This is a genomic window from Thermomonas beijingensis (assembly GCF_020034655.1).
In the GTDB taxonomy this organism is placed as follows: Bacteria; Pseudomonadota; Gammaproteobacteria; order Xanthomonadales; family Xanthomonadaceae; genus Thermomonas; species Thermomonas beijingensis.
In genome coordinates this window covers 789604-815255 of sequence record NZ_JAIQDJ010000001.1, presented here as the reverse complement: position 1 = coordinate 815255, position 25652 = coordinate 789604, and the positions used below count along the sequence as shown (strand labels likewise).

26 protein-coding genes are annotated in these 25652 nt (G+C 62.3%); 7 read left to right on the top strand and 19 right to left on the bottom strand.

Annotated features, from left to right (window positions below; translation table 11 throughout):
• Nucleotides 1-278: 278 nt before the first annotated feature.
• The 11 genes from K7B09_RS03805 to leuS form a co-directional block, all read right to left on the bottom strand.
• Complete coding sequence (locus K7B09_RS03805; RefSeq protein ID WP_223626924.1) at nt 279-1214, bottom strand: TraB/GumN family protein; 936 nt, start codon at nt 1212-1214, stop codon at nt 279-281.
• Nucleotides 1211-2161, bottom strand: coding sequence for a DUF1684 domain-containing protein (locus K7B09_RS03800; RefSeq protein WP_425507839.1), 951 nt, complete (start codon nt 2159-2161; stop codon nt 1211-1213). The genes K7B09_RS03805 and K7B09_RS03800 overlap by 4 nt, the downstream gene beginning before the upstream one ends.
• Nucleotides 2158-3951, bottom strand: coding sequence for a DNA mismatch repair endonuclease MutL (mutL, locus tag K7B09_RS03795; protein WP_223626920.1), 1794 nt, complete (start codon nt 3949-3951; stop codon nt 2158-2160). Before mutL ends, K7B09_RS03800 begins: the two co-directional genes overlap by 4 nt.
• A 37-nt stretch (nt 3952-3988) precedes the next feature.
• Nucleotides 3989-5533, bottom strand: a complete 1545-nt coding sequence (locus K7B09_RS03790; RefSeq protein WP_223626917.1) for an N-acetylmuramoyl-L-alanine amidase — start codon at nt 5531-5533, stop codon at nt 3989-3991.
• A gap of 107 nt (nt 5534-5640) precedes the next feature.
• Nucleotides 5641-6096, bottom strand: coding sequence for a tRNA (adenosine(37)-N6)-threonylcarbamoyltransferase complex ATPase subunit type 1 TsaE (gene tsaE / locus K7B09_RS03785; protein WP_223626915.1), 456 nt, complete (start codon nt 6094-6096; stop codon nt 5641-5643).
• A gap of 32 nt (nt 6097-6128) precedes the next feature.
• Nucleotides 6129-6599 (bottom strand): 23S rRNA (pseudouridine(1915)-N(3))-methyltransferase RlmH, encoded by a 471-nt coding sequence (gene rlmH, locus K7B09_RS03780; protein ID WP_223626912.1) that lies wholly within the window; start codon nt 6597-6599, stop codon nt 6129-6131.
• A gap of 32 nt (nt 6600-6631) precedes the next feature.
• Nucleotides 6632-7039, bottom strand: a complete 408-nt coding sequence (gene rsfS, locus K7B09_RS03775; protein WP_223626909.1) for a ribosome silencing factor — start codon at nt 7037-7039, stop codon at nt 6632-6634.
• Nucleotides 7036-7734, bottom strand: coding sequence for a nicotinate-nucleotide adenylyltransferase (gene nadD / locus K7B09_RS03770; protein ID WP_223626907.1), 699 nt, complete (start codon nt 7732-7734; stop codon nt 7036-7038). The genes rsfS and nadD overlap by 4 nt, the downstream gene beginning before the upstream one ends.
• Nucleotides 7731-8771, bottom strand: coding sequence for a DNA polymerase III subunit delta (gene holA / locus K7B09_RS03765; protein ID WP_223626905.1), 1041 nt, complete (start codon nt 8769-8771; stop codon nt 7731-7733). The genes nadD and holA overlap by 4 nt, the downstream gene beginning before the upstream one ends.
• A gap of 46 nt (nt 8772-8817) precedes the next feature.
• Complete coding sequence (locus K7B09_RS03760; protein WP_223626903.1) at nt 8818-9327, bottom strand: LPS-assembly lipoprotein LptE; 510 nt, start codon at nt 9325-9327, stop codon at nt 8818-8820.
• A gap of 71 nt (nt 9328-9398) precedes the next feature.
• Nucleotides 9399-12143: a leucine--tRNA ligase gene (leuS, locus tag K7B09_RS03755; protein WP_223626901.1), complete on the bottom strand. Its 2745-nt coding sequence runs from the start codon at nt 12141-12143 to the stop codon at nt 9399-9401.
• A 72-nt stretch (nt 12144-12215) separates the two neighbouring features.
• Between leuS and K7B09_RS03750 the strand changes: the two genes are divergently transcribed.
• Nucleotides 12216-12530: a SemiSWEET transporter gene (locus tag K7B09_RS03750; RefSeq protein ID WP_223626899.1), complete on the top strand. Its 315-nt coding sequence runs from the start codon at nt 12216-12218 to the stop codon at nt 12528-12530.
• Here the strand turns inward: K7B09_RS03750 and K7B09_RS03745 are convergent.
• The 4 genes from K7B09_RS03745 to K7B09_RS03730 are packed head-to-tail and all read right to left on the bottom strand — an operon-like array spanning nt 12478 to nt 14421.
• Nucleotides 12478-13122 carry a DUF998 domain-containing protein gene (locus tag K7B09_RS03745; protein WP_223626897.1) on the bottom strand — a complete coding sequence of 215 codons (645 nt, stop codon included), beginning with the start codon at nt 13120-13122 and terminating at the stop codon, nt 12478-12480. The genes K7B09_RS03750 and K7B09_RS03745 overlap by 53 nt on opposite strands.
• Complete coding sequence (locus K7B09_RS03740) at nt 13104-13322, bottom strand: helix-turn-helix transcriptional regulator (RefSeq protein WP_263296602.1); 219 nt, start codon at nt 13320-13322, stop codon at nt 13104-13106. Before K7B09_RS03740 ends, K7B09_RS03745 begins: the two co-directional genes overlap by 19 nt.
• Nucleotides 13319-13774 carry a hypothetical protein gene (locus K7B09_RS03735; RefSeq protein ID WP_223626895.1) on the bottom strand — a complete coding sequence of 152 codons (456 nt, stop codon included), beginning with the start codon at nt 13772-13774 and terminating at the stop codon, nt 13319-13321. Before K7B09_RS03735 ends, K7B09_RS03740 begins: the two co-directional genes overlap by 4 nt.
• Nucleotides 13771-14421 carry a hypothetical protein gene (locus tag K7B09_RS03730; RefSeq protein ID WP_223626893.1) on the bottom strand — a complete coding sequence of 217 codons (651 nt, stop codon included), beginning with the start codon at nt 14419-14421 and terminating at the stop codon, nt 13771-13773. Before K7B09_RS03730 ends, K7B09_RS03735 begins: the two co-directional genes overlap by 4 nt.
• A gap of 134 nt (nt 14422-14555) precedes the next feature.
• Between K7B09_RS03730 and trxA the strand changes: the two genes are divergently transcribed.
• The 6 genes from trxA (at nt 14556) to dxs (ending at nt 21416) form a co-directional block, all read left to right on the top strand.
• Complete coding sequence (gene trxA, locus K7B09_RS03725; RefSeq protein ID WP_223626891.1) at nt 14556-15428, top strand: thioredoxin; 873 nt, start codon at nt 14556-14558, stop codon at nt 15426-15428.
• Nucleotides 15429-15549: 121 nt separating this feature from the next.
• On the top strand, nt 15550-17547 hold the full coding sequence (locus tag K7B09_RS03720) for a serine/threonine-protein kinase (RefSeq protein ID WP_223626889.1): 1998 nt from the start codon (nt 15550-15552) through the stop codon (nt 17545-17547).
• Nucleotides 17548-17579: 32 nt separating this feature from the next.
• A complete protein-coding gene (locus tag K7B09_RS03715) occupies nt 17580-18272 on the top strand; it encodes a DUF502 domain-containing protein (RefSeq protein ID WP_223626887.1) in 693 nt (230 codons plus the stop codon).
• Nucleotides 18273-18274: 2 nt separating this feature from the next.
• Nucleotides 18275-19045 (top strand): queuosine precursor transporter, encoded by a 771-nt coding sequence (locus K7B09_RS03710; protein ID WP_223626885.1) that lies wholly within the window; start codon nt 18275-18277, stop codon nt 19043-19045.
• A gap of 114 nt (nt 19046-19159) precedes the next feature.
• A complete protein-coding gene (locus tag K7B09_RS03705; RefSeq protein ID WP_223626884.1) occupies nt 19160-19396 on the top strand; it encodes a hypothetical protein in 237 nt (78 codons plus the stop codon).
• 115 nt (nt 19397-19511) lie between these two features.
• On the top strand, nt 19512-21416 hold the full coding sequence (dxs, locus tag K7B09_RS03700; RefSeq protein WP_223626882.1) for a 1-deoxy-D-xylulose-5-phosphate synthase: 1905 nt from the start codon (nt 19512-19514) through the stop codon (nt 21414-21416).
• Nucleotides 21417-21464: 48 nt separating this feature from the next.
• Here the strand turns inward: dxs and K7B09_RS03695 are convergent, their stop codons facing one another.
• From K7B09_RS03695 to asnB, 4 genes are all read right to left on the bottom strand, one after another.
• On the bottom strand, nt 21465-21965 hold the full coding sequence (locus K7B09_RS03695) for a regulatory protein RecX (protein ID WP_223626880.1): 501 nt from the start codon (nt 21963-21965) through the stop codon (nt 21465-21467).
• Nucleotides 21962-22993 (bottom strand): recombinase RecA, encoded by a 1032-nt coding sequence (gene recA, locus K7B09_RS03690; RefSeq protein WP_223626879.1) that lies wholly within the window; start codon nt 22991-22993, stop codon nt 21962-21964. The genes K7B09_RS03695 and recA overlap by 4 nt, the downstream gene beginning before the upstream one ends.
• Nucleotides 22994-23175: 182 nt before the next feature.
• Nucleotides 23176-23811 carry a transcriptional repressor LexA gene (lexA, locus tag K7B09_RS03685; protein ID WP_223626878.1) on the bottom strand — a complete coding sequence of 212 codons (636 nt, stop codon included), beginning with the start codon at nt 23809-23811 and terminating at the stop codon, nt 23176-23178.
• Nucleotides 23812-23881: 70 nt separating this feature from the next.
• Nucleotides 23882-25570, bottom strand: coding sequence for an asparagine synthase B (gene asnB / locus K7B09_RS03680; RefSeq protein WP_223626876.1), 1689 nt, complete (start codon nt 25568-25570; stop codon nt 23882-23884).
• Between the last annotated feature and the right edge of the window lie 82 nt (nt 25571-25652).

The following is a 25652-nucleotide window of genomic DNA, read 5'->3' as shown; positions in this document are numbered from 1 at the left end:
ATTCGCACGCCCAGTAACGGCTGGTATGGCTAATGGGGGCAGGTCACGTTGTACTTCGTCCTGAATATCTGTACGCGCCCTTGCGCATCGTAGACATACTCCCGAATATCTCCATTCGGGCCAGTGACAGACCCGGGAAGACCATTGCCACTATGGCTGGCGTACGACGTGGTGTGATTGAGGCCATTGCGAACCGACATCGTGTTTCCCAGCGCGTCATAGGTTGTTATTGTGCTCCCGGGTTGAATGATGGCAAATGGAACGCACCAGCAATGTCCTCACAACTCACAGCGATCACACACCCGCTCGACCTTGTAACCCTTGCCACGCAGCAGTTCCAGCAGGCCGTCATTGCCCAGCAGATGCAATGCGCCGACCACGATCAAGGTGTTGCCGAATTTCACGCCATCCAGACGGGATTGGATGTTTGGCAGCCAGTTCAAATTGCGTTGCACATCCAGCAGGCGGTAGCTTTCCGGGGTTTTGCCGGCCATGTCGGCGCGCATGCCGCTGTCTAATTTTTCGACATCCCCAGCGCGCCACCAAGCGTGCATGTCATTGAGTTGGTGGATGGCTTTTTGCGGGTCGGCCAGAAACTCGTCGATGCCTTGGCTTTGTTCGGCATACGGAATGCTGTCCATCGCCTGCAATTGCGCGTCGATCGTTTCCAGCCCTGCGGCGGGCTTGCCGGCTTTGGCGGTGCGTTCCATCAATTGCCGATCCATCCCCAACTCGGGGCGAAAACCCAGTGCCTGACTGACGCTGAGCACCAAGGCCAGATTTACCGCCCATGGCTCTTGCTGCTCCACCGCCTGCACCGAGCCACCGCCGGCGGCCAGCAGGGTGTTCAATTTTTCCAACGTGGGTTTGGGCAATACCTGACTCAGGCTTTTGCCATTGTCATAGCCCATGTAGTGCTGCATCTTGGTCATGGTTTCAGGCGCGGTCATCGCCGCTGGGTCAACTTCAAACAGTACTTGTTGGCTGTCATCGAATGCGCGATCTATCTCCGCCGGCAGCGGGTAGTCATCGGCTTTCAACAAGTGGAACGAGCCCAGCAAATACACGGCATTGTCGGCATCCGACACTTTCCACAGCAGCGGGCGCTGCACAGGCGTGGCGGCAGCGGCAACCGGCGGGCTGGGTTGCTGCGCGGCGTGGGCCACTGGCAGCAGCAGCGCGCACAGCAGCAGAGCAAGTCGTTTGCAGGTCATGGGGCATCCTTGGCAGTGGTTGCGGGCTTGGCGTAGGCCTTCTCGCCAGCCTCCACACTCAGATCCAGGCGATTTTCCGGCGGCGGTAATGGGCAGGTGGCGAACGGCGTGAACGCACACGGCGGGTTGTAGGCTTGGTTGAAATCGATCACCAGCCGGCCTTTTGCATCGGGCTTGGGGGCATCGATGAAGCGACCGGCGCCATAACTGCCGTGACCACTGGTGCGGTCAGCAAACACCAAAAACAAGGTGCCTTCGCCTTCATCCAAAGCTTCCAACCGATAGGTTTTATCACCGCGAACAAATTCCACCACGCCGGGGTTGGGGATGTCATCCGTGCTGCCGATGATGTTGGCAATCGGCAAAGTCTTGCCGGGTGCATGGGCGATGAAACGCGCCGGGATTTGCCAATCTTGCCCACCGATCCAGTAGGTCAGGCCGGCAAAATGCACGCGACTATCGGCATCGACGTGTTTGACCCGCAATGCAAGTCTGCCGCCGCGCTCGATCACCGTGGCCTGACCTTTATCGCCATCAAACCCCAACACACTGGCGCCGTTTGGATCGTGGTCGCTGCGCAGCACACCGCTGCGCGCAGGGAAACCATCGATGGTCACCTCGGTATCGGCGGTGAAGCTGACCTTGCCATCGCGCACATTGAGCAAACCCAGATGCGCCGGACCCATCGCCAAGCGAATGCCGTTGTCCTGACTACTGCCCACCCGATGGGGGCCAGGGTCCAGCCAGTGCAGCCCAATCAGACTGGTCCAACCATCGGCGCGGGTGAGTGCAATCACGCGCCGGCCACGCCACATGAATTGCGCATGCGCATATTGTTTTGCGGCCGCTTCAATCCGTGCTGCTTCGTCCATTGATGGTTTCGGCGGTGGGCGATGACACGCAGCCATTGTGACTCCCGCAACCAGCACGATGCCAGCGTACTTCAACGTCCGCGCAAGAACCATTTATCGATCTCCGCCAAATTGAATGTCGTCCACGTAGGCCGGCCGTGATTGCATTGGCCGGAACGTTCGGTGATTTCCATGTCGCGCAGCAAGGCGTTCATTTCTGGGATGCTTAGCCGCCGATTGGCGCGTACCGCGCCATGGCAGGCCATGGTGGCCAGCAATGCGTCACGGGTTTCGGCCACCCGTCGGGTGCTGCCGTGTTCGCGCAGGTCGGTGAGCACGTCGCGCAGCAAGGCCTCGGCATCGCCATGCGCCAGCAGTGCCGGCACGCTGCGCAATAGTAGCGATTGCGGCCCGCTGCGCTGCACTTCAAAGCCCAGTTCCAACAGCGTCTGTGCCTCGCGTTCAGCCACATCGGCTTCGCGTTCGGACACCGCCAAACGGCTGGGCACCAAGAGCGGTTGGGTGCGCAGGCCGGCGCCGTCATGCGCCATTTTCAACGCTTCGTAACCAATGCGCTCGTGTGCGGCATGCATATCCACCACGATCAAGCCCTCGGCGTTTTCGGCCAAGATATAAATACCGTGCAGTTGCGCGATGGCAAAGCCCAGCGGCGGCATGCCGCCAGGTGCGTCTTCGGGTATCGCCGCCATGGCTGCCAGCGGTGCCGATGGCATGACCGCAGCGCCACCACGCGGCGCATACAGCGCGGCATAGGCGGCAGGCGCATCGCTGACACGCAGGCCCATCGGTTGTTGCTGCGGGACTTGCGGCAGTGGCCAAGCTTGCGCCGCAGCACCCGTATTAGCACCCGACACCGTTTGCCCATTGCCGGCGCGGGTTTCAGCCAGCGCCTGGTGCAGGGCACGATAGACAAATTCATGCACCAACCGCGATTCACGAAAGCGCACCTCATGCTTGGCGGGGTGCACATTGACGTCCACGCCGCGCGGATCGAGTTCGAGAAACAGTACATAGGCCGGGTGGCGGCCATGAAACAGCACGTCGCTATACGCTTGCCGTACCGCATGGGCCACATTGCGGTCACGCACGCTGCGGCCATTGACGTACAGATATTGCTGGTCGGTGCTGGCGCGATTGTAGGCCGGTTGCGCGATCCAGCCATGCAGGCGCATCCCGGCAGCGCTGTGGTCCACGCGCAGCACATTGCGCGCAAAGTCTTCGCCCAACGCCTCGTGCAGACGCAGCTCCGACAACAGGTCACCCTCGCCTTTCCAACGCCGCGACGGCTTGCCGTTGTGGGTGACGCGCAATTCCACATCCGGCCGCGCCAGTGCCAAAGTGCGCAGCCAGTCTTCGATATGGGCAAGCTCTGTACGTTCGGCGCGCAGGAATTTGCGCCGCGCCGGCACGTTGTAAAACAGATCGCGCACTTCCACCGTGGTGCCTTGCGGATGCGCCTGCGGCACCACTTCGCCAAGGCTGCCGCCATCGATGCGCAACTCCGCGCCATGCTGCGCATCGCGTGCGCGTGACACCAGCCGGAAACGGCTGACCGAGGCCACCGACGGCAGTGCTTCGCCGCGAAAGCCCAACGTGGCCACAGATTCCAAATCATCGATCGATGCAATTTTGCTGGTGGCATGCCGGCTCACCGCCAGTGGCAATTGCTCGGGGGCAATGCCGCCACCATCGTCGCGGATGCGGATCAGCCGCACCCCGCCTTCTTCCAGGTCAATGTCGATACGTTGCGCGCCGGCATCCAGCGCATTTTCAACCAATTCCTTGACCACCGAGGCGGGGCGTTCAACGACTTCGCCGGCGGCAATCTGGTTGATGAGAACTTCGGGGAGTTGACGGATATTCACCCGCCAAGTTTAGCCGCTGCCGCGCGATGACTGGGGCTTAGCGGCTGCCGCCAATACCACCGCGAACGGGGGTTTCCGATTGTGCCGATTGTGCGGCCTGCGCACGCGCGGCGTACAACGTGCCCGGCGGCGGCTGGCGCGAGAAATAGGTGTCGATGCCGTCCAAGATCGCACCCGCCAAGGTGTGCTGGAAGGTGGGGTCGGTGAGCCGCTTTTCTTCATCCGGATTGGAAATAAAGGCGGTTTCCACCAGCATCGCCGGCATTTTGTCGGACGTGCGCAGCACCGCGAAATTGGCGCGCTCGATATCCGGCTTGTGGTTATTGCCCACCCGCTTCAAGCCGCCCAACACATGGTCGGCAGCATCTTCCGAGGCTTTCATATTGCCGCTTTGGGTCAAATCCAGCAGCACCGACGTCAAGGTATTGTCGGCCACTTTCACGCGCCCGCCGCCAATCACGTCGGCGGCGTTTTCCTTGTCGGCCAGCCAGCGTGCGCGCTGCGACGACGCGCCACGGGTGGACAACACATATACGGATGAGCCGCGTGCGCCGCGATTTTCAGCGGCATCGGCGTGAATGGACAGGAAGATGTCGGCTTTGTTGGCGCTGGCGCGACGGGCGCGATATTCCAGCGGGATGAACACATCGGCATCACGGGTCAGATAGGCCTTCAACCCCGGCGTGGCATTGACCTGCCGCGCCAGTTCCCGGGCGATGGCCAAGGTGACATCTTTTTCACGCGCACCATTCAACCCGTGCGCACCCGGGTCCTGCCCGCCGTGGCCGGCATCAATGGCTACGATCAGGGGGCGCATGCCCTTTTGCATCGGTGTTTTCGGCAAAACCGGGGCAGGTGGCTGCGTCGTCGCTTCCGGCACATCCGGCTGTGGTTTGCTGGTCGGTTCCACGGCCACCGGCCCCGCCGTCATCACCTGCTTCGCCAATTCGGCAATGGGGTCGAGCGCGGGTTTGGTGGTTGCCGCAAGAATTGGCTTCGCGCTTGGCTTGCTGGCATCGAGCTGCGCATTCGCAACAACATTTGCTTCAGGCTTCGAACCCGATTTGGCCTTGCTTTCGGCAGTGGCCAACGGTGCCGCCAAGCTGGCCGTTTGCGGTAGCACAACCGGTGGTTTCTGCAGTTGCGGTTGCGCCCCCACGTCGGGCTTGCCCGCCACCCCATCGCCAGGCCATTCCAGTTGCAGCTGGGCCCCCGTGGTTGCGGTGTCCACCAGAGTGGGGATGGCCGCGACCGGGCTGGACAGGTCAAACACCACGCGCACCGTGCCTGCCACGGGCTGTCCGGTGCGCACGGCTTTGACGATCCCGGAGGCCGCCGGCACTGCCAGATTGCGGGCCAGATGACTGTCAGGGAAATCCACCACCAACCGCTCCGGGTTGGACAAGCGAATCAACTTGTAGCTGCCGGGCTTATCCAGCTGCACCACGGCGCGCGTCCCCGTAACCCCGACATCCAAACGCAATTGCTTGATTTCAGAGGCATTTGCCGAGACACAGCTGAGCGCAACCAGCAACGTGGCCGCTGACATCCAGAGCTGAGAGCAGTTCCGCTTGGTGCGCATGGCCCGGAGTAAACCACCTGCAACCCGTGTTTGCAAGTACTTTTCCCTTCAAAATCCGCAACCTGCAAGACATTCATGCGCCATCACTGAACTGAATGCCTGAAAGCTCACCCTGACGCCAGTGCATCCAGCCAAGCCTTGCCACAAGGGCTATGTGGCTGCAGCCTGCAGCGCCGTCCTAAACCTTCGGTCTGAAGTGCGATCTCCAGATCCGCCGGCGGCAGCGCGCCCTGCCCGCGCTCGGGCCACTCCACCAGCCATAACCGTGCCTCGCCGCCATCCAGCCCCAGAAATTCCAGCTCGCCGGGGTTGCCGATGCGGTACAGATCCAGATGCACCGCCAAGCCACCCTGCGCTAACGGATATTGCTCGACAAGGGTGTAGGTGGGGCTGCGAATGGTCCCGGTAACCCCAAGACTGCGCAACAATGCCCGCGCCAGACTGGATTTGCCCGCTCCCAAATCACCCTGCAGATGGATAACGGCGCGTTCCGGCAAGGTTTGCGCAAGCTGCGCGCCCAACGCATCGGTGGCTGCGGGATCAGGAAGAAAGTATTCGTTCATTTGCCTATCGTGCGGCAAATCAACGTGCCTGCTCAAGCGCGATGATAGGGATGGTTGCTCAATAGTGCGGTGGCACGATACAGCTGCTCTGCCAGCACCAGCCGCACCAGCATGTGCGGGAGGGTGAGTGGGCCGAGTGACCAGTGTTCATCCGCACGCGTGATGACGTCGGCGGCATGGCCTTCGGGGCCGCCAATCAGGAAGGTCAGGTCGCGGCCTTGGCTGCGCCAATATTCCAGCCGCGCGGCAAGTTGCTCCGAGGAATGCATTTTGCCGTGGCCATCCAGCGCCACCACATGCGTGTTTTTGGATAGCGCGGCGAGTACCCGCGCACCTTCATCGCTCATCGCACGCGCAGTGTCGCGCCCTTTCCCGCGCACGCCGGGTTCCACTTCCACCAGCTCCAATGGCAGCCCGTGGGAAAGGCGCTTCTGGTATTCGGCAAAGCCCTGTGCAACCCAGCCAGGGGCGCGTTCACCGACAGCGATCAGGCGCGCTTTCATGTTTCAAGCGATCCCCTTCAGGGGGAAGACGCTCAGGCAACGTCGGCCGCGCCATCGCCCGGGTGTTGATCGCCCACCGACCACAGCCGTTCCAGCGCATAGAACTCGCGCACGCGCGGCAGCATGACGTGTACCACCACATCACCCAGATCCACCAACACCCATTCGGCCTCGCGCTCGCCTTCCACGCCGAGGGGCATGACGCCAAGTTGCTTGGCGAACCGCACCACTTCATCGGCTGCCGATTTCACGTGGCGGGTGGAGGTGCCCGAGGCAACCACCATGTAATCGCAGACGCTGCTTTTGCCACGCACGTCGATTTCAACCACATCCTTGGCTTTGAGTTCTGCCAGCCCGTCGTGCACGGACTTGAGCAGCACATCCACGGACGGCGGCGGGGTGGGCAGGCTGGTTTTGATAACTTGGGCGGCGGTAGTCAAGGGCGATCGCTCGATAAAGATGGTGGCAGTATAGCGGCGTCCCCCCCATACAGTCCTTGACGGACGATATAGGCCGCAACCGGCGGCGGCACCCACGACTGCCATTCGTGACCGCTGGCAATTCGCCGACGCAGCTCGCTGGACGATTCCGGGCGCAACTGCGGCAGCGGCAATAGTGCAAATCCACCTGTGGCCGCCTCCACCAGTGCCGCCGGTGGCAGCCAGCGGCCATTGATTTGCGCCAACACCTCGGGCGCTGCGGTGCGCAGACGTTTCGCATCCAATTGCGAGCCAGGGCGTTGCACGCACAGGATGTGGGCGAAGTCGAACAATTCGCGCCAGCGGTGCCATGTGTGTAATTGCAACAGGGAATCGGCACCGATCAACCATGCGATGGGTGTGCGTGGGCCCCATTCGTCGCGCAGCTCGCGCAGGGTATCCACCGTGTAGGACGGGCCAGCACGGTGCAGCTCGCGGCGATCCAACGCAATATCAGTCACATTGGCAAGCGCCAATGCCAGCATCGCCGCGCGTTGCTCGGCATCGGCATGGGTGATGCCCTTATGCGGCGGATCGCCCGCCGGCAGCATCAACACCTCGGCCGCGAATACATCACGGGCGGCCGTGGCTACCGCCAGGTGCCCGTTATGCACGGGGTCGAAGCTTCCGCCATAGCAAATGCGCAAACGGCTCACGGGGCCAGCAAGCGCAGCGCGCCTTTATCCGCCACCGCCAGCAGCAGGCGTTCCAATTGCTGCCACGCGTCGGTAGTTTCCTGACCCAGGCGAGCACGGCCTTTGGAGATGCGATCCACGCGGCCGGCATCGCTCAGAAACCGCTGCCAACGCTCCGGCGAATGGCGCGCCAAGGCACGCTTGTACACCGCTTGCTTCGAATCCCAGATGCGCTGCGCCTTGCACTCGGCGGCAAAATTGCGCGCCTGCGCCAGCGCTGCCACCGTGCCCAACTCTTTGACCACCATGCCCATCAACGCCTGGATGGCTTCACCTTCCGCGCGCAGGCCAGCGATGATGCGGGCCACTTGCGCGGCCTGCCCGTTCAACGCGGCATCGGCAAGTCGAAACACGTCGAAGCGGGCAGAGTCGGCGACCAACGCGTCCATCCGCTCGACATCCAGCACTTCGCCACTACCATGCAGCAGCAGCGCCAACTTATCCACTTCCTGCGCCGCCGCCAGCAAATTGCCTTCCACCCGTTGCGCCAGCCGCGTCACCGCATCCGGCGTCGCCTTGAGGCCGCGGCTACGCAAACGTGCGCCCATCCAGCCAACCAACTCATGCGGCTTGACCGGCCATGCAACCACCACATGCCCGGTCCTGGTAATCGCTTCACTCCATTTGCCGGCATGGGCTTTTGACCACTCTGCGGCGATTACCAGCAGCACCACATCACTGGGTGGATTGGCGCAAAACCCCGTGATCAATTTACTGCCGTCGGTGCCGGGTTTGCCGGTCGGCAAACGCACCTCGATCAAGCGCTGGCTGGCAAACAAACTGGGGGCATGGATGCTGGCGTCCAGTGCATCCCAGTCGGCATCGCGGCCGTCCATGTCATGCACTTCACGCTCACTGATATCCTGCTTGCGCGCCGCCACACGTACGGCGTCGGCCGCTTCCAATACCAATAACGCTTCACTGCCCGCGACCAGATAGATCGGGCGTAGCGGCTCCGCCGCAAGCTGTGCGGGCAACCGGTCGGCGCTTAGTTCCATCTGTCAGCGCTCCATACGCCAGCCACAGAGCCGGGTTGCGCCCGGATCAGGGCACAACCACCGCTTTCGATGCCGCATCGACCCGCCGCAAAATCGCTGCGGCCATATCACGGCGCAACTCCTTCACCAGCATTTCGCGCTCGCTGGCCTTGCCGATGGAGTCCACCGCCGGGGCCAGATAGTCGCGCGACAATTCCACTGCCTGCTGCGGCACGGCCACGCTGCCGTCGGCGCGATGCAGGCTGAAAATCACCGCATAGCGCAGCGCGTATTCCTGTGCTCGCCCGGACTGGTCGTTGCTGATGGGGGTATCGGCCCATTGCTCGGAAATCACCTGCAAGGTGGCAACACCTTCAGTGGCATCGGCCGCAGCCGCCTGCGCGCCGGCACGCTGCAAACCATCCGCCAACAGTTCCGACAAGGGACTGTAGCGATCGGCGGCCAACACCCGCACGGGGCCCAGATTGGCCGGCAGGTTGAGCGCATTGCGCAGATGGAAACCACAACCGGACAGCAAGGTTGCGGCAAGGGCGATGGTAAGCAGGCGTGAGTTCATTCTTGGAAGTCTAGGCGAAAACGACAGAAAAATTGCTGCCGACCCCATTACAACGGGGTCGGAACGTGCTGTCACACCACGATATTGACGATCTTGCCCGGCACCACAATCACCTTCTTCGGTGTGTGCCCGGCCACGAAGCTGGCCACATTCGGTTCGGCCAGCGCCGCCGCTTCGAGCGCTTCGCGGCTGGCATCCACGGGCATGTCTATGGTGCCGCGCAGCTTGCCGTTGACCTGCACCGCCAGCTTGACCGCATCGCGCACCATGGCGGACGCATCGGCCTGCGGGAACGGCTGATCTTCCAGCAAGGTTTCCGGATGGCCCAGCGTTTGCCACAACGCGTGACAAATATGCGGGGTGATCGGGTTGAGCAGCAGCACGATGGCCTCGAAGGCTTCGTGGCGCACGGCACGGCCCTGATCGCTGGTATCGGTGAACTTGGCGACGTGATTGAGCAGCTCCATCAACGCGGCAATCGCGGTATTGAAGCTGTGCCGGCGGGCGTAGTCATCACCCACTTTCTGAATGGTTTCGTGCACCAACCGGCGCAGGGTTTTCTGTGCCGCATCCAGGTGTGCAACAGCAACGACCGGGTGATCGGGCTGCGCGGCATGCGCGTGCACATCGCGCCACAAGCGGCGCAGGAAGCGCGCCATGCCTTCCACCCCGGCATCGCTCCACTCCAGTGATTGCTCTGGCGGGGCGGCAAACATCGAGAACAGGCGCACGGTATCGGCACCGTATTTGTCCACCAGTATCTGCGGGTCCACCCCGTTGTTTTTCGACTTCGACATCTTCTCGGTGCCGCCGATCAGAACCGGCAGGCCATCGATCCGCGAGGTGGCCCCGATCACCCGCATGCGCTCGTCGTGCTGCAATTCGACATCGGCGGGGTTGATCCATTCCTTCGCGCCGTGGGCGTCTTCGCGATAGAAGGTATCGGCAATCACCATGCCTTGCGTCAGCAGGCGCGTGGCCGGCTCATCGCACGTCACCAAGCCGGCATCGCGCAACAGCTTGTGATAGAAGCGGAAATACATCAGGTGCAGGATCGCGTGCTCGATGCCGCCGATGTATTGATCCACCGGCAACCAGTAATTGGCGCGCTGATCCACCATATCGGCGGCACCCGGCGAGGTGTAACGAGCGTAGTACCAGCTCGATTCCATGAAGGTGTCGAAGGTGTCGGTTTCACGCTCGGCCGCACCGCCGCAACCGGGGCATGTTGTCTTGCGCCATGCCGCGTCTGATTTGATCGGGGAATGCACATCACCCGCGGCAAACGCATCGGCCACATCTTCCGGCAGCACCACCGGCAGTTGATCTTCCGGCACCGGCACCGCGCCGCAACTGGCGCAATAAATCACTGGGATCGGGCAACCCCAATAGCGTTGCCGGCTCACACCCCAATCGCGCAGGCGGTAGTTGATCTGGCGCTTGCCGATGCCGCCAGCCTCAAGTTGTGCCGCCAAGGCCTCGAATGCGGCATCGAAATCCATCCCGGAAAACTCGCCTGAATTGATCAGCCAGCCGCGTTCGGTGGATGCGCCGTCTTCTTCAATGCCACGCAGGAATTCGCGCACCGTCGCCACCGCAGCGTCGATCTCGTACACGTCCACCGGCGCGTGGCCGCCCAGCGCGACCGCCATCGGGTCATCGTGATCGTGCAGGTGAGTATTGATTTCTTCCAGCGCATCACGAGTGGCCGCATCCGCGATCACAGGCTTGACCGGCAGGCCGTAGGCCTTGGCAAATTCCCAATCGCGCTGGTCATGCGCCGGCACCGCCATCACCGCGCCGGTGCCATAGCCCATCAGCACGAAGTTGGCGACATAGATCGGCACGTCTTCGCCCGTGATCGGATGCCTGGCCCACTGCCCGGTGGCCATGCCGCGCTTTTCCTGGGTTTCCAGTTCCGCCTCGGACACACCGCCCTGCTTGAGCCCGGCGATGAAGTCGGCCAGCTCGGGATTGCCCTGCGCGGCCTTCTGGGCCAGTGGATGTTCGCCGGCGATGCTGATGAAGGTCACGCCCATCAGCGTGTCGGGACGCGTGGTGAAGACGGTGAGCGGCGCGTCCTCGCCATCGACCGGGAACTGGATCTCCAGGCCCTGGCTGCGGCCGATCCAGTTGCGCTGCATGGTCTTGACCGAGTCCGGCCAGCCGGGAAGCCGGTCCAGCTCGTCCAGCAGCTCCTGCGCGTAGTCGGTGATGCGCAGGAACCACTGCGGGATCTCGCGTTTTTCCACCAGCGCACCGGTGCGCCAGCCGCGGCCGTCGATGACCTGCTCGTTGGCCAGCACGGTCTGGTCGACCGGATCCCAGTTCACTACCGAATTCTTGCGGTAGGCTACGCCCTTCTTCAGCAGGCGCACGAACATGCGCTGCTCGTGGGCGTAGTAGTCCGGCTTGCAGGTGGCGAACTCGCGGCTCCAGTCGATGGCGTAGCCCAGCGACCGCAGCTGGGTGCGCATATGCTCGATGTTGGCGTAGGTCCACTTGGCCGGCGCGGTCTTGTTCTTGATCGCGGCGTTCTCGGCCGGCAGGCCGAACGCGTCCCAGCCCATCGGCTGCAGCACGTTGTGGCCGGTCATGCGCTTGTGGCGGCTGATCACGTCGCCGATGGTGTAGTTGCGCACATGGCCCACGTGCAGCGCGCCCGACGGGTACGGCAGCATCGACAGGCAGTAGTACTTGGGCTTGGTCGAATCCTCGCGCACTTCAAACGCGCGGCTGGTGGCCCAAAACGACTGGGCGGCGGATTCGACGGTACGGGATTCGTAGGCAGCGGGTTCGGACACGGCGGACAACATGCGGGATCGGGTTGGAAAGCTTACCGCAGCGCACCATCCCCTGCCCGCATGGCACACTGCAACCACCTCCAGATGAGGATTGCCGATGCCGCGCCGCACCCTGCCCGCCCGCTATTTGCCCGCCATGGCGGCCGCATGACGCTGGAATGGTTTGGCTATTTGGCTGCGACCTGCACCACGCTGTCGTTTGTGCCGCAGGCCATCAAAACCATCCGCACGCGGGACACCTCGGGAATCTCGTTGTGGATGTATGTGGTGTTCACGTTTGGTATTGCCTGCTGGTTTGGCTACGGCATTTTCCTGCATTCATGGCCGATGATCGTGTCGAATGCGATCACCTTCCTGCTGGCGGCAACGATTTTGGCGCTGAAGCTGAAGTACCAATAAGGCAGCGGCTGACCAGCAGCCACCCACCAAACCACAGTACAAATGCCAGCCGCTGCGCCAGCCCCACCCACGCACCAATGGGGGCCCATACCGCCAGCAGCGGCACCAATACACCAACCGCCGCACTCACCACCGCCAACCCGCGCCGCTGCCGCAGCAGGCCCAACGCCAACAGCAGCGCACCGGGTACAAACGCAATCCACCACAGCATCCACATCAGCACATGCAAGCGGCTGGCCGCCGCATCCACACCCCGCTGATCCAGCGGCAATAACCCTTGCATGGCAAATGCCAGCGCCGACAACTGCATCAGCGTCAGCCCAAGTCGCACCCGCCAGCTTGCCTCCTGCACGGCCTTGCGCAGCAGATGTGCCTGCAACAGCAGCAACCCACCCGGCAATACAAATGCGCCCAGGTTGAACCACAGCGCCCCCGGCACACCGGTGGCCCCGCGCAGCGCCAGCGGATGCAGCAGATGGGAATATTCGGGAACACCGAGGTTGGCCAACAACAAGGCGACAAGGAAAAACGCCAATGCCAACCAAGCTCCCAGCTGCGGCAATGCAATGGATTTCATGATCTGGCGTGCCACTGAAACACCTCCTCGATCCGCACACCCAGCGCATCAGCGATGCGAAAGCCCAACTCCAGCGACGGCGCATAGCGCCCCGCTTCCAGCGCAATGATGGTCTGTCGGGTGACGCCACAGGCATCGGCCAGCGCCTGCTGGGTCAATTCGCCGCGCTCGAAACGCAGGCGGCGAATCTGATTGGCGATTCGGGTACCCGTCATTGCCTGTCACGGCGATACAGCACCGCCACTGTCAGCTGCCCTACGATGTTGGCGACGATCAGGCCCAGCAGGACCATGCTAGGGAGCGCGCAATCGTTCGTCTGCAGCGCAGCACGAGGAGTGTCAAAGCACAGCGCCAACGTCAACACGCCATACCAGCACGAGACCGCGATCCGAAACCCACGATCACCCTGCGCCAAGATCCAGGCATCGCGCTCGTCCTCCATCGTCTCGCCCCGACGCCGCTCTTCGGCAGCGGCACGCAGGCGGAAGCCGTACGACAACGGCAAGGCGATCAGCGTCGCCAGGATGGCGATCGGCCGGCCGCCGATAATCGAGCCGAACGTCAGATACACCGCCATTCCCGCGAACAGCATGACCATCCGCCACGCAAAACGCTCACCAAACGCCCGGGGGTCACGCTCAGCCTTCCCCTGCATCCAGAACTTCATGCCTGTACTCCACGGCGATCACGCCAATACAACAGCGCCGCTGCCAGTTGCTCGCACCACAGCCCCGCCAGCAGCACCGACATCAGCGCTTGCGCGATGAAGGGATAACTGAATTGCAGCAAGCGCTCGGTGTCGGAAAAGCCCAATGTCACCGCAATGGCAATGATGCCTAGCGCCGTGATGCAACGCGCCCAGTGGCCGGCGATCAGGGCGATGTGCGCGTCCCGCTCATCGGCCAGCACGCTGCCGGCCCAGCGCTTTTTCAACACATGCAACAAGACCAGCCACGCCACGAACAAGGTGCCGATGTGCTTGCCTGCCACTCTGGCCTCGGGATTATGGCCAATCGGCACCTGCGGCAGAAAGGCATCGGCGCGCATGACACAAGCCACAATCACCGCACCGACAAACGCCACGCCAATCCATGCCTGCCACTCCCCCGGCGCAATCTGCGCCTCATCTTCGCTACGCGGCAGCGCATGCAGTTTGGCAACCGAAAACCACACCGCTGCCACGAACAGGCAGGCGCCGAACCAGCCAACCGGAAACGGGATATCGCGGTAGTCACCGCTGAAAAATAGCGCCAAGCCGACCCCGGCCAACAACAGCCAGACCATCAATTGGTGACGCGGAGACAACCCGAGCATTGATGTAAACTCCAACAGACTAGATGTAATGTGCAATTTACATACCGGTTTCGTGATGTCAACTATTTTTTACATCACTTGTTAACCTGCCCAATCGCCGCCATCTCCTGTGCATTCCCAAGAACGCCGCCGCCATGACCGACGCCAACAATCCGCACGTATTCGATGCCACCGCTGCCACCTTTGAAGACACGGTGATCCGCAAATCGCTGGAAACGCCCGTGCTGGTGGATTTCTGGGCCACATGGTGCGGGCCGTGCAAGACGCTTGGGCCAGTGCTGGAAAAACTGGCCGCCGAATACCACGGCGCCTTCGTGTTGGCCAAGGTGGATGTGGACAAGGAGCAGGAGCTGGCCGCCGCGTTCCAGATTCGCTCTGTGCCCACCATTGCGGTGGTCAAGGACGGCCAAGTGCTGGGCGCGATCCCCGGCGCACTGCCGGAGGGCCAATTGCGCGAGATGCTGGCGCAAGTGGGCATCCAACCGGCGGAGCCTGTCGATGACGCCGCGGCCGAAGTCCCCTCCGCCCCGCTCGACCCGCACGCCGAAGTGCTGCGTCTGCGCAAGCTGGCCGAGATCGAGCCGGACAAGGCTGAACACCAACTCGATCTGGCACTGGCGCTGCTGCAAACCGGTGCGGCGGTGGAAGCCGAACACTTGCTGGACAAGCTGCCGGCCAACCTGGCCACCGATGAGCGCACCATCAAGGCACGTGCTCGTCTGGGTTTTGCCGCCCTGCTCAAGGACGCGCCACCGCTCGAAGTGCTGCACGCCGCGATTGCCAGTGACCCCGCCGACCTGCGCGCGCGCCACCTGCTGGGCGTACGCCAATTGGTCGGCGGTGATGCCGAAGCCGGGCTGGCGCAATTCATCGACATGCTGAGGCGCGACAAGGCTTACGCCGACGGGCTGGCGCGCAAATCGCTGATCGATGCGTTCCGGATTCTGGACGACGCAGATCTGGTCAGCCGCGTGCGCCGGCAGATGTCGGCATTGCTGCTGGTGTAATTGCCGGTGTGATTGGTACGCTGGCACCGCTTCACACTGGTCAAGCACAAGCATTCCCTTGGCCTGCGTGTCCGTCGTATGCTCGCGGCGGGCTCGGGGGGGCTTGCTGGAGCAAGACGCAGTGACAGATCAAACCTTTCCACGCATTGACGGCTACAAGCTGTTGCGCGTTATTGGCCAAGGCGGCATGTCCACCGTATATCTGGCCGAGCAAGTCTCGCTGGATCGCAAGGTTGCGTTGAAGGTGATGTTGCCCGATGCACTGACCGATGGCACCAATCGCGCGCGTTTCGAAAATGAAACCCGCACCATCGCACGGCTGGAACACCCCGGCATCGTACGTATTCACGAGGTTGGCCACACCCCCGAAAACCTCCTGTTCTATTCGATGCCGTATCTCTCGCATGGGCATTTGGCACAACGCAAGCTGGCCGGCGACCAACCAAAAATCACCGCGATCCTGAGCCAACTGTTGCAGGCGCTGGACTACGCGCATGTGCGCGGGGTGGTGCATCGCGATGTCAAAGCCGAAAATGTGCTATTCGATGAGGCCGACCGACCGCTGCTGACTGATTTCGGTATCGCCCTGCGGCGTGGCAGCAACCCACGCCTGACCAATGCCGGGCTGGCGGTGGGCAGCACGGCCTACATGCCGCCGGAACAAGCACGTGGGCAAGAAGTAGATCGCCGTGCTGATCTTTACAGCATGGGTGTCTTGACTTGGGAAATGCTGGTGGGCCGCCTGCCGTACAACGCTGGCGATGCGCTGACCATGGCGATCAGGCATGTGCAGGAACCCATCCCGCGCTTACCGTCAGTACTCAAGCATTGGCAGCCTTTCATCGACAAGGCGATGGCCAAGCAACCAGGTGACCGGTTCGCCAGCGCGCAAGAAATGCTGAGCGCGCTAGTGCAATTGGAAAAGCAATCAGGGAAGGCGTTCGCCGCGGTGGAGGTTCCGGCCGCCTTTGACGCTTCAGCGCAGGCGACCTCGCGGGCAACGGCAGATACCAGCCGCCGCCGCGGTCTGTGGCTTGCAGCGGCTGGCGTCGTACTGCTCGCTGCACTGGGCGCTGCTTACTACCTGCACCTTGCAAATCAATCCACAGCTGCGGTCATCCAGCCCGCCGCGGTGGCAGCAACACAACCCGCCACCGGTTTGCCCGCACCGACCAGTAGTCCCGCATCGTCTAGCCCCGTGCTTGCCCTGCCTGCAACCGATCGCACTGATGCCAGCATTGCCGCGTTTGTAGCCAATGCCGAAGAGCAACTGCGTACCGGGCAGCTGCTGGAACCCCGCAATGGCAATGCATGGGACAGCATTGAAGCTGCGTGGCACGTTGCCCCAACCCACCCGCAAACCCTGCGTTTGACTGCGCTGCTATTCGATGCGCTAGGGGATCGAGCAGAGCGGGCACTGCACAATGGCGATACTGTCACCGCCAAACTCGCATTCGCGCGCGCACAGACCCTGGATAACCGGCGAGGCGGCACCGGCACTGCCATCAGCCTGCTGCAGGCTCGACTGGACAAAGCGCTGGATGAGCGGCTCACCGTGCAACTGGCCAAACCCGAGACGCGCAAGACCGCGCAAATACTGTTGGATCAGGTCGCCTGGCTAGGCTTGGATCCCGCGCGTAAACGCAACCTACAAGCGCGTATCAGCGCTGCGCAAAATGGCCCTACCAGCGCCTCGGCACAGGTAACGGCGGCGGCGGCGCCGGTGGCGACGACACCGGTCAGTATTATCACTGTCAGCCGAAGCGACTACGCACGCTTTGCCACCGCCACCGCGCGTGACGCGGCCGACTGCGGCAAAGGCTTCCTGGGCCGCAGCCTGCGCTGGAACAACACCGGCAATGATCGCAAGCCGGTGGTCTGCGTCAACGCTGCCGATGCGCAAGCCTATGCGCGTTGGCTGCAAGCACAGGATGGCCACCACTATCGCCTGCCCAGTGCCGGCGAATTGCGTGCGCAGCCCACCACTCCGGTGGCGGGCTGGCTGAGCCTGTGCGCCGACCATGCCTGCACCCAGCGCATGACCAGTGGCAAGTTGCAAGCACTGGATTCCGTGCGCGGTTATGACAATGTGGGGATACGACTGGCAAAATTGGACTAAACGCCGCACCGCGTTGCCCGTAAACTAGCCGGATGTCTGCCCCCCTCACGCTTGGCCACCGCCTGCAACGCCTGTTCCTGACGGGCTTGCTCACCCTGCTGCCGCTCTGGTTGACCTGGGTGGTGGTGAAATTTGTCTTTGTCTTGCTGGGCGATTTAAGCAAGCCCATGGTGGAGCCGACCCTGCGAGGTATCGCCGAAGGCAACCCCATGACCTTTGGCTGGCTGGTGGAACCGTGGGTGCAAAACGCACTGGCCCTGGTCGCCACCGTGCTGGTGATCCTGCTGGTCGGCTGGCTGACCCGCCGCGTGATTGGCCAGCGCCTGCTGGGCTGGTTCGAAGCGCTGGTGGCGCGAATCCCACTGGCCAGCACCATCTACGGCAGCGCGCGCAAATTGCTGGATATCCTGCAAACCAAGCCTGACGGCACCCAGCGCGTCGTGCTGATCGATTTTCCGCACAACGAAATGAAGACCCTCGGTTTCGTCACCCGGGTGATGCGCGAACAAGGCACCGGCCGCGAATTGGCTGCGGTGTATGTGCCCACCACACCCAATCCCACATCGGGCTATTTGGAAATCGTGCCGATGGAGAAAATCACCCCCACCGACTGGAACGTGGATCAGGCGATGAGCTTCATCATCAGCGGGGGCGCCGTGGCCCCCGATACGATTCCATTCTCGCCGCCGGCGGCGCGCCCTGCTGACACGGCCGGAACCACCTGAATATGCGCCTTCTGGAAGACCGCACCATCCGCTTATTTGTAGGGCTGGCGGCGTTTTTCTGTGCCAATGCGGTGCTGGCCGAATTCATCGGGGTCAAGATTTTTGCGCTGGAAGCCACTTTGGGCATCGCGCCCCTGCATTGGGATTTGTTCGGCAATCGCGGCACGCTGGATTTCACCGCCGGCACCGTGATCTGGCCAATCGTGTTCATCATGACCGACACCGTCAACGAATACTTCGGCATGCGCGGTGTGCGCATGATCAGTTGGTTGGCCGCAGGGCTGGTGGCGTACGGCTTCCTGTTCGCCTACATCGCCATCCATCTGGCCCCAGCCACGTGGTGGATGGGCGCGGCGCAAACGCAGGGGGTACCCGACTATCAGGCCGCGTATGCCGCCATCTTCGGGCAGGGCATGTGGATCATTGTGGGGTCACTGGTGGCATTCCTGGTCGGGCAACTGATCGACGTGCGGGTGTTCCACCGCATTCGTCGCCACACCGGTGACCGTCACGCGTGGCTGCGCGCCACCGGTTCTACCGCAGTGTCGCAATTGGTCGACAGTTTCGTGGTGCTGTACATCGCCTTTGTGATCGGCCCTCAGCATTGGCCCACGGCACAATTCCTGGCCATCGGGACGCTCAATTACGTCTACAAAATGCTGGCCGCCATCGCACTGATTCCGCTGCTGTATTTGGCCCGCGTCGGCATCCACCGCTATCTGGGGCACGATCGCGCCGCCGAACTGCGCACGCTGGCGGCGCAGGAAGACTGACCATCCGGCATATCGGCGAAGTGGCGATGATCTGACATCGGTCAAGGCGTTCGCTGCCGCACTATTCGATCATGCGGCCACCGTGCCACGCGCATTTTGTTATCTGGAGTTCCCATGCTGTTCGACGTCCTTGGCCTGGTGGATGAAACCACCGCCCGCTCCATCGCGTTTGCCGTCCATGCGGCCGACCCACACGCCAAAATCACCGCCAACCTGGCCCGCGGCCGTCTGTTGGTGGACTCTGCAGTGGACGAAAACACCATCAGTGATGCCCTGCGTGCGGCCGGCTACCCTGCCACCATGGCCCCGGAGCACCCCGAAGGCAGCACCTGCTGCGGCAGTTGCGGCTGATTCAGCCAAACCCAGCGACTCCCCGGCAAGGCCCGCATCGCGGGCTTTGCTGGTTTAAGCCCGCCCATGCGCGCCCGCATTGCCCGCTCCGCCCGTCGGCGCGACAATACGCACCATGATTGATGCTGCCCGCTACCCCCTGCTATCCAAGATCGACCGCCCCGCCGACCTGCGCGCCCTGCCTGAGACGGAGGTGCGTGCGGTGGCCGATGAGCTGCGCGCGTACCTGATTGAATCGGTTGGCAAGTCCGGCGGTCACTTTGGTGCGGGCCTCGGTGTGGTGGAGCTGACCACCGTGTTGCACTATTTGTTCGACACCCCAAGCGATCGCCTGGTGTGGGATGTTGGCCACCAGTGCTACCCGCACAAAATCCTGACCGGGCGGCGCGATGCCATTCACACCGTCAAGCAAAAAGGCGGCGTGGCCCCCTTCCCCAAGCGCGACGAGTCCGACTACGACAGCTTTGGCGTGGGGCATTCGTCCACCTCGATTTCGGCGGCCTTGGGCATGGCGATTGCCAGTGCACAGACCGGCAGCGGGCGCAAAGTGGTGGCGGTGATTGGCGATGGCGCGATGACCGCCGGCATGGCGTGGGAAGCACTGGGCCACGCCGGCGGCATGGAACCCGATCCCAACCTGCTGGTCATCCTCAATGACAACCGCATGTCGATCAGCGAGGCAGTGGGCGGGCTGACCAAGATGCTGGGCCGCATGTCCGGCAACCGCACCCTCAACGCCATTCGCGAAGGCGGCAAAAAATTATTGGGTGACAAGCACAACCCACCGGCGCGCTTCGTCAAGCGCTGGGAAGAACATTGGAAAGGCATGTTCGTGCCGTCCACCTTGTTCGAACAAATGGGCTTCCACTACACCGGCCCGATTGATGGCCACGATACCGCCGCCCTGCTGGATACCCTGAAAACCCTCAAAGGCCTGAAAGGCCCGCAGCTACTGCATATCATCACCACCAAGGGCAAGGGCTATGATCTGGCCGAGGGCGATCAAATCGGTTACCACGCGGTTGCCCCGTTTGATCCGTCGGTGGGTGTGATTGGCAAAGCTGGCGCGAAGAAGCCCACCTATACCGACGTGTTTGGCGACTGGCTGTGCGACATGGCCGCCGCTGATCCGAAGTTGCTGGGCATCACCCCGGCGATGCGCGAAGGCTCCGGGCTGGTGCGGTTCAGCCAAGAGTATCCGCAGCGCTATTTTGATGTCGCCATCGCCGAGCAACACGCCATCACACTGGCCGCTGGCATGGCCTGCGAAGGCGCCAAACCCGTCGTCGCGATTTATGCCTCGTTCCTGCAACGCGGCTATGACCAGCTGGTGCACGATGTGGCCATCCAACAATTGGACGTGTTGTTTGCCATCGACCGTGGCGGTGTGGTCGGTCCGGATGGCGCCACCCATGCCGGCAATCTGGATCTGAGTTTCCTGCGCTGCGTGCCCAACATGGTGGTGATGGCCCCGGCCGACGAGAACGAATGCCGGCAACTGCTCAGCACCGGCTTTCACTACAACGGCCCCGCCGCCGTCCGCTACCCACGCGGCACCGGCCCCGGCGTGGCAGTGCAGTCCACGCTGGACACGCTGCCGATCGGCAAGGCGCAGCTCCGCAGGCAAGGTTCACGCATTGCACTGTTGGCATTTGGCGCGATTGTGCCGGCGGCAGAACAGGTGGCGGCAGAACTTGGCCTGACCGTGGTGAACATGCGCTTTGTCAAACCCCTCGACCGCGCGCTGATTCTGGAACTGAGCAAGACCCATGCAGGCTTGGTGACACTGGAAGACAATGTGGTGGCCGGGGGCGCCGGCAGTGGTGTGGCCGAATTGCTGGCCGCCGAAGGCAGCAACCTGCCCATCCTGCACTTGGGTCTGCCCGACGCCTTCCAGCATCACGCCAGCCGTGAAGACCTGCTGGCCGAAGCCGGGCTGGATGTAGCGGGTATCCGTGCTGCGGTGCTGCAGCGCTGGCCACACCTGACACAAACGGCTGGTGCTGCGCGTAGCGCCTGACCGCTGAAAATGCGGCATCACAACCGAGGTCGCGGCCATCGGCCGCTGCTACGGATGGCCTATCGCAGCCCGCACATGGTCCATTGCAAACCCGCGCCGCAGCAGAAAATCCGCAGCTTTGCGCTGAACCCCACGGTCGCCTGTCAAAGCCTGTGGGTGGCGACGGTCGACCAGATCCCGGGCAATCGCTGCCCAATCGCCTTCAAAACCATCCATTGCAATGTTGATGGCCTCACCGCTGAGGCCATGAGTGGAAAGCTCTGCGCGGATATAGGCCGGTCCATAGCCGCTATTGGCACGATTGCGCACGAGTGATTCGGCAAACCTTGCATCGTTTTGCCAGCCCGCACTAGCCAGTTTGTCAATCACCGCTGCTGCATCCGCGCTGGCAACACCGCGCTGCTGGAGCTTGCGCGTCAGCTCTTGCCGGGAATGTTCGCGCCGGGTCAGCAAGCCTAACGCCCGCTGGGTGGGTGAAGGCTCCGGGCGGCGGCGACGTTGCCCCACTGACGAGGACGACGCAGCGTCACCGCCACCCGATGCGCTCATTCTTCGCGGCCTTCACTTTCATCGCGGGAGGCTTCTTCCGGTACGAATTTCTCACGCAGTGCAGCTTCCAGTTTCTGCGCCGCGGCCACGTTTTCCTTGAGGTATTGACGGGCGTTTTCTTTGCCCTGGCCAATGCGTTCGCCGTCGTAGCTGTACCAAGCGCCGGCCTTGTCAACCAATTTGGCATCCACGCCCATGTCGATCAGCTCGCCTTCGCGGCTGATGCCTTCGCCATACAAAATCTCAGTGACGACTTGCTTGAACGGCGGCGCCAGCTTGTTCTTGACCACTTTGATGCGGGTCTGGTTGCCGATGATTTCATCACCTTTCTTGATGCTGCCAATCCGGCGGATATCCAACCGCACCGAGGCATAGAACTTCAACGCATTACCGCCGGTGGTCACTTCGTTGCTTTGGCCCGGCATCATGATGCCGATCTTCTGGCGCAACTGATTGATGAAGAACACCATGCAGTTGCTGCGCTTGATATTGCCGGTCAGCTTGCGCAGCGCCTGGCTCATCAGACGGGCCTGCAGGCCAGGCAATTGGTCACCCATTTCCCCTTCAATTTCGGCCTTCGGGGTCAACGCAGCGACCGAATCGATGACCACCATGTCCACCGCGTTCGAGCGCACCAGCATGTCGGCAATTTCCAGCGCCTGTTCGCCGGTATCCGGCTGCGACAGGTACAGATCTTCAAGATTTACGCCCAGCTTCTGCGCATAGACCGGATCCAGTGCGTGCTCGGCATCGATGAAGGCGCAGGTGCCGCCGGCCTTCTGGCACTGGGCGATGGTTTGCAGGGTCAGTGTGGTCTTGCCGGAAGATTCCGGCCCGTAGATTTCCACCACGCGGCCTTTGGGCAGGCCGCCAATGCCCAGCGCGATATCCAGCATCAGCGAGCCGGTACCAATGGTTTCCACCGCTTCCACGGTGCGGTCGCCCATCCGCATCACCGAGCCCTTGCCGAACTGGCGTTCGATCTGGCCCAGGGCAGCGGCAAGTGCGCGCTTTTTGTTCTCGTCCATTGTGGTGCTCCTCAAGTCGGTGATGTCTGGAATGGGGTCAGCTTAGGCGGCAGCTGTCGCACAGGCTGCGACAGCATTGGGCCGGATTAAAAATTCGCACGTTGCTGCACCGCCGGGCATCGGGAAATGCCGTGTACGGCGTCGGAATTGCACTTGCGCATGCAGCAGGCATTGGGCGAGATTTACGCATTGGGGCGCACCAGACCGCAGTACAAGCCTTCAATCGCGAAGTCCTGGCCGGGTTTGACTTCGATGGGGGCGTAGTCGGGGTTGCGCGGCAACAGGCGAATGCGGCCTTGCCCGATGCGCAGCAACTTCACCGTGATTTCGTCATCAATGCGCGCAATCACAATCTGCCCGTTGCGGGCTTCGTTGGTGCGATGCACACCAATCAAATCGCCATCGAAGATGCCCTCATCGCGCATCGAATCGCCCTTCACCTTCAACAAGTAATCCGGTGTGGGCGTGAACAAGGCGCGATCCATCAGCACCATCTGCTCGCTGCCAATGTCTGCTCCGATGGGTACACCGGCGGCCACTTGCCCCAGTACCGGCAATTGCAGGGCGTCATCATTGGCAGGCAAGGGCAGCTGCTTGGGGCCGTCTGGCCATTGCAGCAGGCGCAGGCTGCGCGCACGGCCGGGGCTGCGTTCCAGCACCCCCGCCGCTTCCAGTGCCTCCAAGTGGTATTGGGCCGCACGTACGCCTTTGAAGCCAAAGGCACGCGCGATTTCCGTCTGCGACGGCGCAAACCCATCAGCTTCGATGCGCTCGGCAAGGAAGGCGTGGATGGCGAGCTGGGTGTCGGTAAGCATCATGGTTAGTAGTAATACTACTAACGACCTCTCATTGTCAAACCTTTCGCGCCCCGGCAGCCCCCCCGCACCGTCACACCACTGTCACCGCCTGCTCATGTACCCCTGCCACCGCGCGTCCGGACGGGTCGGCCATCGCGGCAAAGCTGGCATCCCACGCAATGGCGGCGGGTGAAGAGCACGCGATCGACTTGCCACCGGGCACGGTTTCCGCCGCTGCCGGGCTGGGGTAGAAGCGCGCAAACATCGTGCGGTAGAAATAGGCCTCTTTCGTCTGCGGCGGGTTGTGCGGAAAGCGCTTGTCGGCGGCGGCAAGCGTGCGGTCGGTGACATGCGCCTCGGCATGCGCCTTCAAACCATCGATCCAGCCGTAGCCCACACCATCGCTGAATTGCTCTTTTTGCCGCCACAAAATTTCCTTCGGCAGATAGCCCTCGAAGGCTTGCCGCAGCACCGCCTTTTCAATCCGCCCGCTGGCCTTGTCCACCATCTTGACCTTGGCATCCATGCGCATCGCCACGTCTAGGAATTCGCGGTCCAGAAACGGCACCCGTGGCTCCACGCCCCAGGCCATCATCGACTTGTTGGCACGCAGGCAGTCGTAGTTGTAAAGCGCATCCAGTTTGCGCACCAACTCCTCGTGGAATTCACGTGCATTGGGCGCTTTGTGGAAATACAAATAGCCACCAAAAATCTCGTCGCTGCCCTCGCCGGACAGCACCATCTTCACCCCCATCGCCTTGATCCGGCGTGCCAGCAGGAACATCGGCGTCGATGCGCGAATGGTCGTCACATCATAGGTTTCGACATGACGAATCACCTCCGGCAGCGCGTCGAGACCTTCTTCGAAGGTGTATTCGAACCCGTGATGGACGGTACCCAGCATGTCTGCCGCCACCTTAGCTGCAGCCAGATCCGGTGAGCCCTTCAAGCCGATGGCAAAACTGTGCAAGCGCGGCCACCACGCTTCGGTTTGATCACCATCCTCAACCCGATGCCGCGCATAGCGTGCAGCCACAGCGGCCACCAACGAGGAATCCAAACCGCCCGACAACAACACGCCATACGGCACGTCGGTCATCAGCTGACGATGCACGGCGGCTTCGAACGCTTCGCGCAATTCGGCCAACCCGACCTCTGCACCTTCCACCGCCGCGTAATCACGCCACGGCTGTTGGTAGTACCGGGTCAGTTCTCCCGTGGCCGTATCGAACCAATGCCCCGGCGGAAACTGCGCCACGTCCGCGCAGTCGGCTTCCAGCGCCTTCATCTCCGATGCCACCCGCAAGCGGCCTTCCTTGTCATGGCCCCAATACAGCGGCACCACGCCGATCGGATCGCGGGCGATGATCGCGCCCCCCTTGGCCTTGTCCCACAACGCGAACGCGAAGATGCCGTTCAAGCGGTTGAGGAAGGAGGCCGGCGCGTCTTCGCGATACAGCGCGTTGATTACCTCGCAATCGGATTCGGTCTGGAAGGCATAGGGCTGGGCGAGCTCGGTTTTGAGGGCGCGATGGTTGTAGATCTCGCCATTGACCGCCAGCACCAGTTGGCCGTCGTCGGACAGCAGCGGCTGCGAGCCACCGGCGGGATCGACGATGGCAAGCCGTTCATGCACAAGGATCGCGCCGGCATCCACATACACCCCGCTCCAATCCGGGCCACGGTGGCGCTGATGGCCGGAGCGCTCCAGGGCTTCGCGCCGTAGTTGCTGACTTTCGCTGGCCGATTGCAGATCAAATATTCCGAAGATGGAACACATGGTGGAGGTCCTTGCTGGAAGAGAGTATGTGGGTGGATTGCGAAGGGATAAAACGAAAAGACCCGCATCTTGCGATGCGGGT

What these genes read in the sequence shown, in the direction of transcription:
- K7B09_RS03760 (WP_223626903.1), bottom strand. Translation starts at nt 9,327, where the DNA reads ATGAACTCACGCCTGCTTACCATCGCCCTTGCCGCAACCTTGCTGTCC.
- dxs (WP_223626882.1), top strand. Translation starts at nt 19,512, where the DNA reads ATGATTGATGCTGCCCGCTACCCCCTGCTATCCAAGATCGACCGCCCC.
- tsaE (WP_223626915.1), bottom strand. Translation starts at nt 6,096, where the DNA reads ATGAACGAATACTTTCTTCCTGATCCCGCAGCCACCGATGCGTTGGGC.
- K7B09_RS03750 (WP_223626899.1), top strand. Translation starts at nt 12,216, where the DNA reads ATGAGGATTGCCGATGCCGCGCCGCACCCTGCCCGCCCGCTATTTGCC.
- K7B09_RS03735 (WP_223626895.1), bottom strand. Translation starts at nt 13,774, where the DNA reads ATGAAGTTCTGGATGCAGGGGAAGGCTGAGCGTGACCCCCGGGCGTTT.
- K7B09_RS03805 (WP_223626924.1), bottom strand. Translation starts at nt 1,214, where the DNA reads ATGACCTGCAAACGACTTGCTCTGCTGCTGTGCGCGCTGCTGCTGCCA.
- K7B09_RS03730 (WP_223626893.1), bottom strand. Translation starts at nt 14,421, where the DNA reads ATGCTCGGGTTGTCTCCGCGTCACCAATTGATGGTCTGGCTGTTGTTG.
- K7B09_RS03790 (WP_223626917.1), bottom strand. Translation starts at nt 5,533, where the DNA reads ATGCGCACCAAGCGGAACTGCTCTCAGCTCTGGATGTCAGCGGCCACG.
- leuS (WP_223626901.1), bottom strand. Translation starts at nt 12,143, where the DNA reads ATGTTGTCCGCCGTGTCCGAACCCGCTGCCTACGAATCCCGTACCGTC.
- lexA (WP_223626878.1), bottom strand. Translation starts at nt 23,811, where the DNA reads ATGATGCTTACCGACACCCAGCTCGCCATCCACGCCTTCCTTGCCGAG.
- trxA (WP_223626891.1), top strand. Translation starts at nt 14,556, where the DNA reads ATGACCGACGCCAACAATCCGCACGTATTCGATGCCACCGCTGCCACC.
- asnB (WP_223626876.1), bottom strand. Translation starts at nt 25,570, where the DNA reads ATGTGTTCCATCTTCGGAATATTTGATCTGCAATCGGCCAGCGAAAGT.
- recA (WP_223626879.1), bottom strand. Translation starts at nt 22,993, where the DNA reads ATGGACGAGAACAAAAAGCGCGCACTTGCCGCTGCCCTGGGCCAGATC.
- holA (WP_223626905.1), bottom strand. Translation starts at nt 8,771, where the DNA reads ATGGAACTAAGCGCCGACCGGTTGCCCGCACAGCTTGCGGCGGAGCCG.
- K7B09_RS03740 (WP_263296602.1), bottom strand. Translation starts at nt 13,322, where the DNA reads ATGACGGGTACCCGAATCGCCAATCAGATTCGCCGCCTGCGTTTCGAG.
- K7B09_RS03705 (WP_223626884.1), top strand. Translation starts at nt 19,160, where the DNA reads ATGCTGTTCGACGTCCTTGGCCTGGTGGATGAAACCACCGCCCGCTCC.
- K7B09_RS03695 (WP_223626880.1), bottom strand. Translation starts at nt 21,965, where the DNA reads ATGAGCGCATCGGGTGGCGGTGACGCTGCGTCGTCCTCGTCAGTGGGG.
- K7B09_RS03710 (WP_223626885.1), top strand. Translation starts at nt 18,275, where the DNA reads ATGCGCCTTCTGGAAGACCGCACCATCCGCTTATTTGTAGGGCTGGCG.
- rlmH (WP_223626912.1), bottom strand. Translation starts at nt 6,599, where the DNA reads ATGAAAGCGCGCCTGATCGCTGTCGGTGAACGCGCCCCTGGCTGGGTT.
- K7B09_RS03715 (WP_223626887.1), top strand. Translation starts at nt 17,580, where the DNA reads ATGTCTGCCCCCCTCACGCTTGGCCACCGCCTGCAACGCCTGTTCCTG.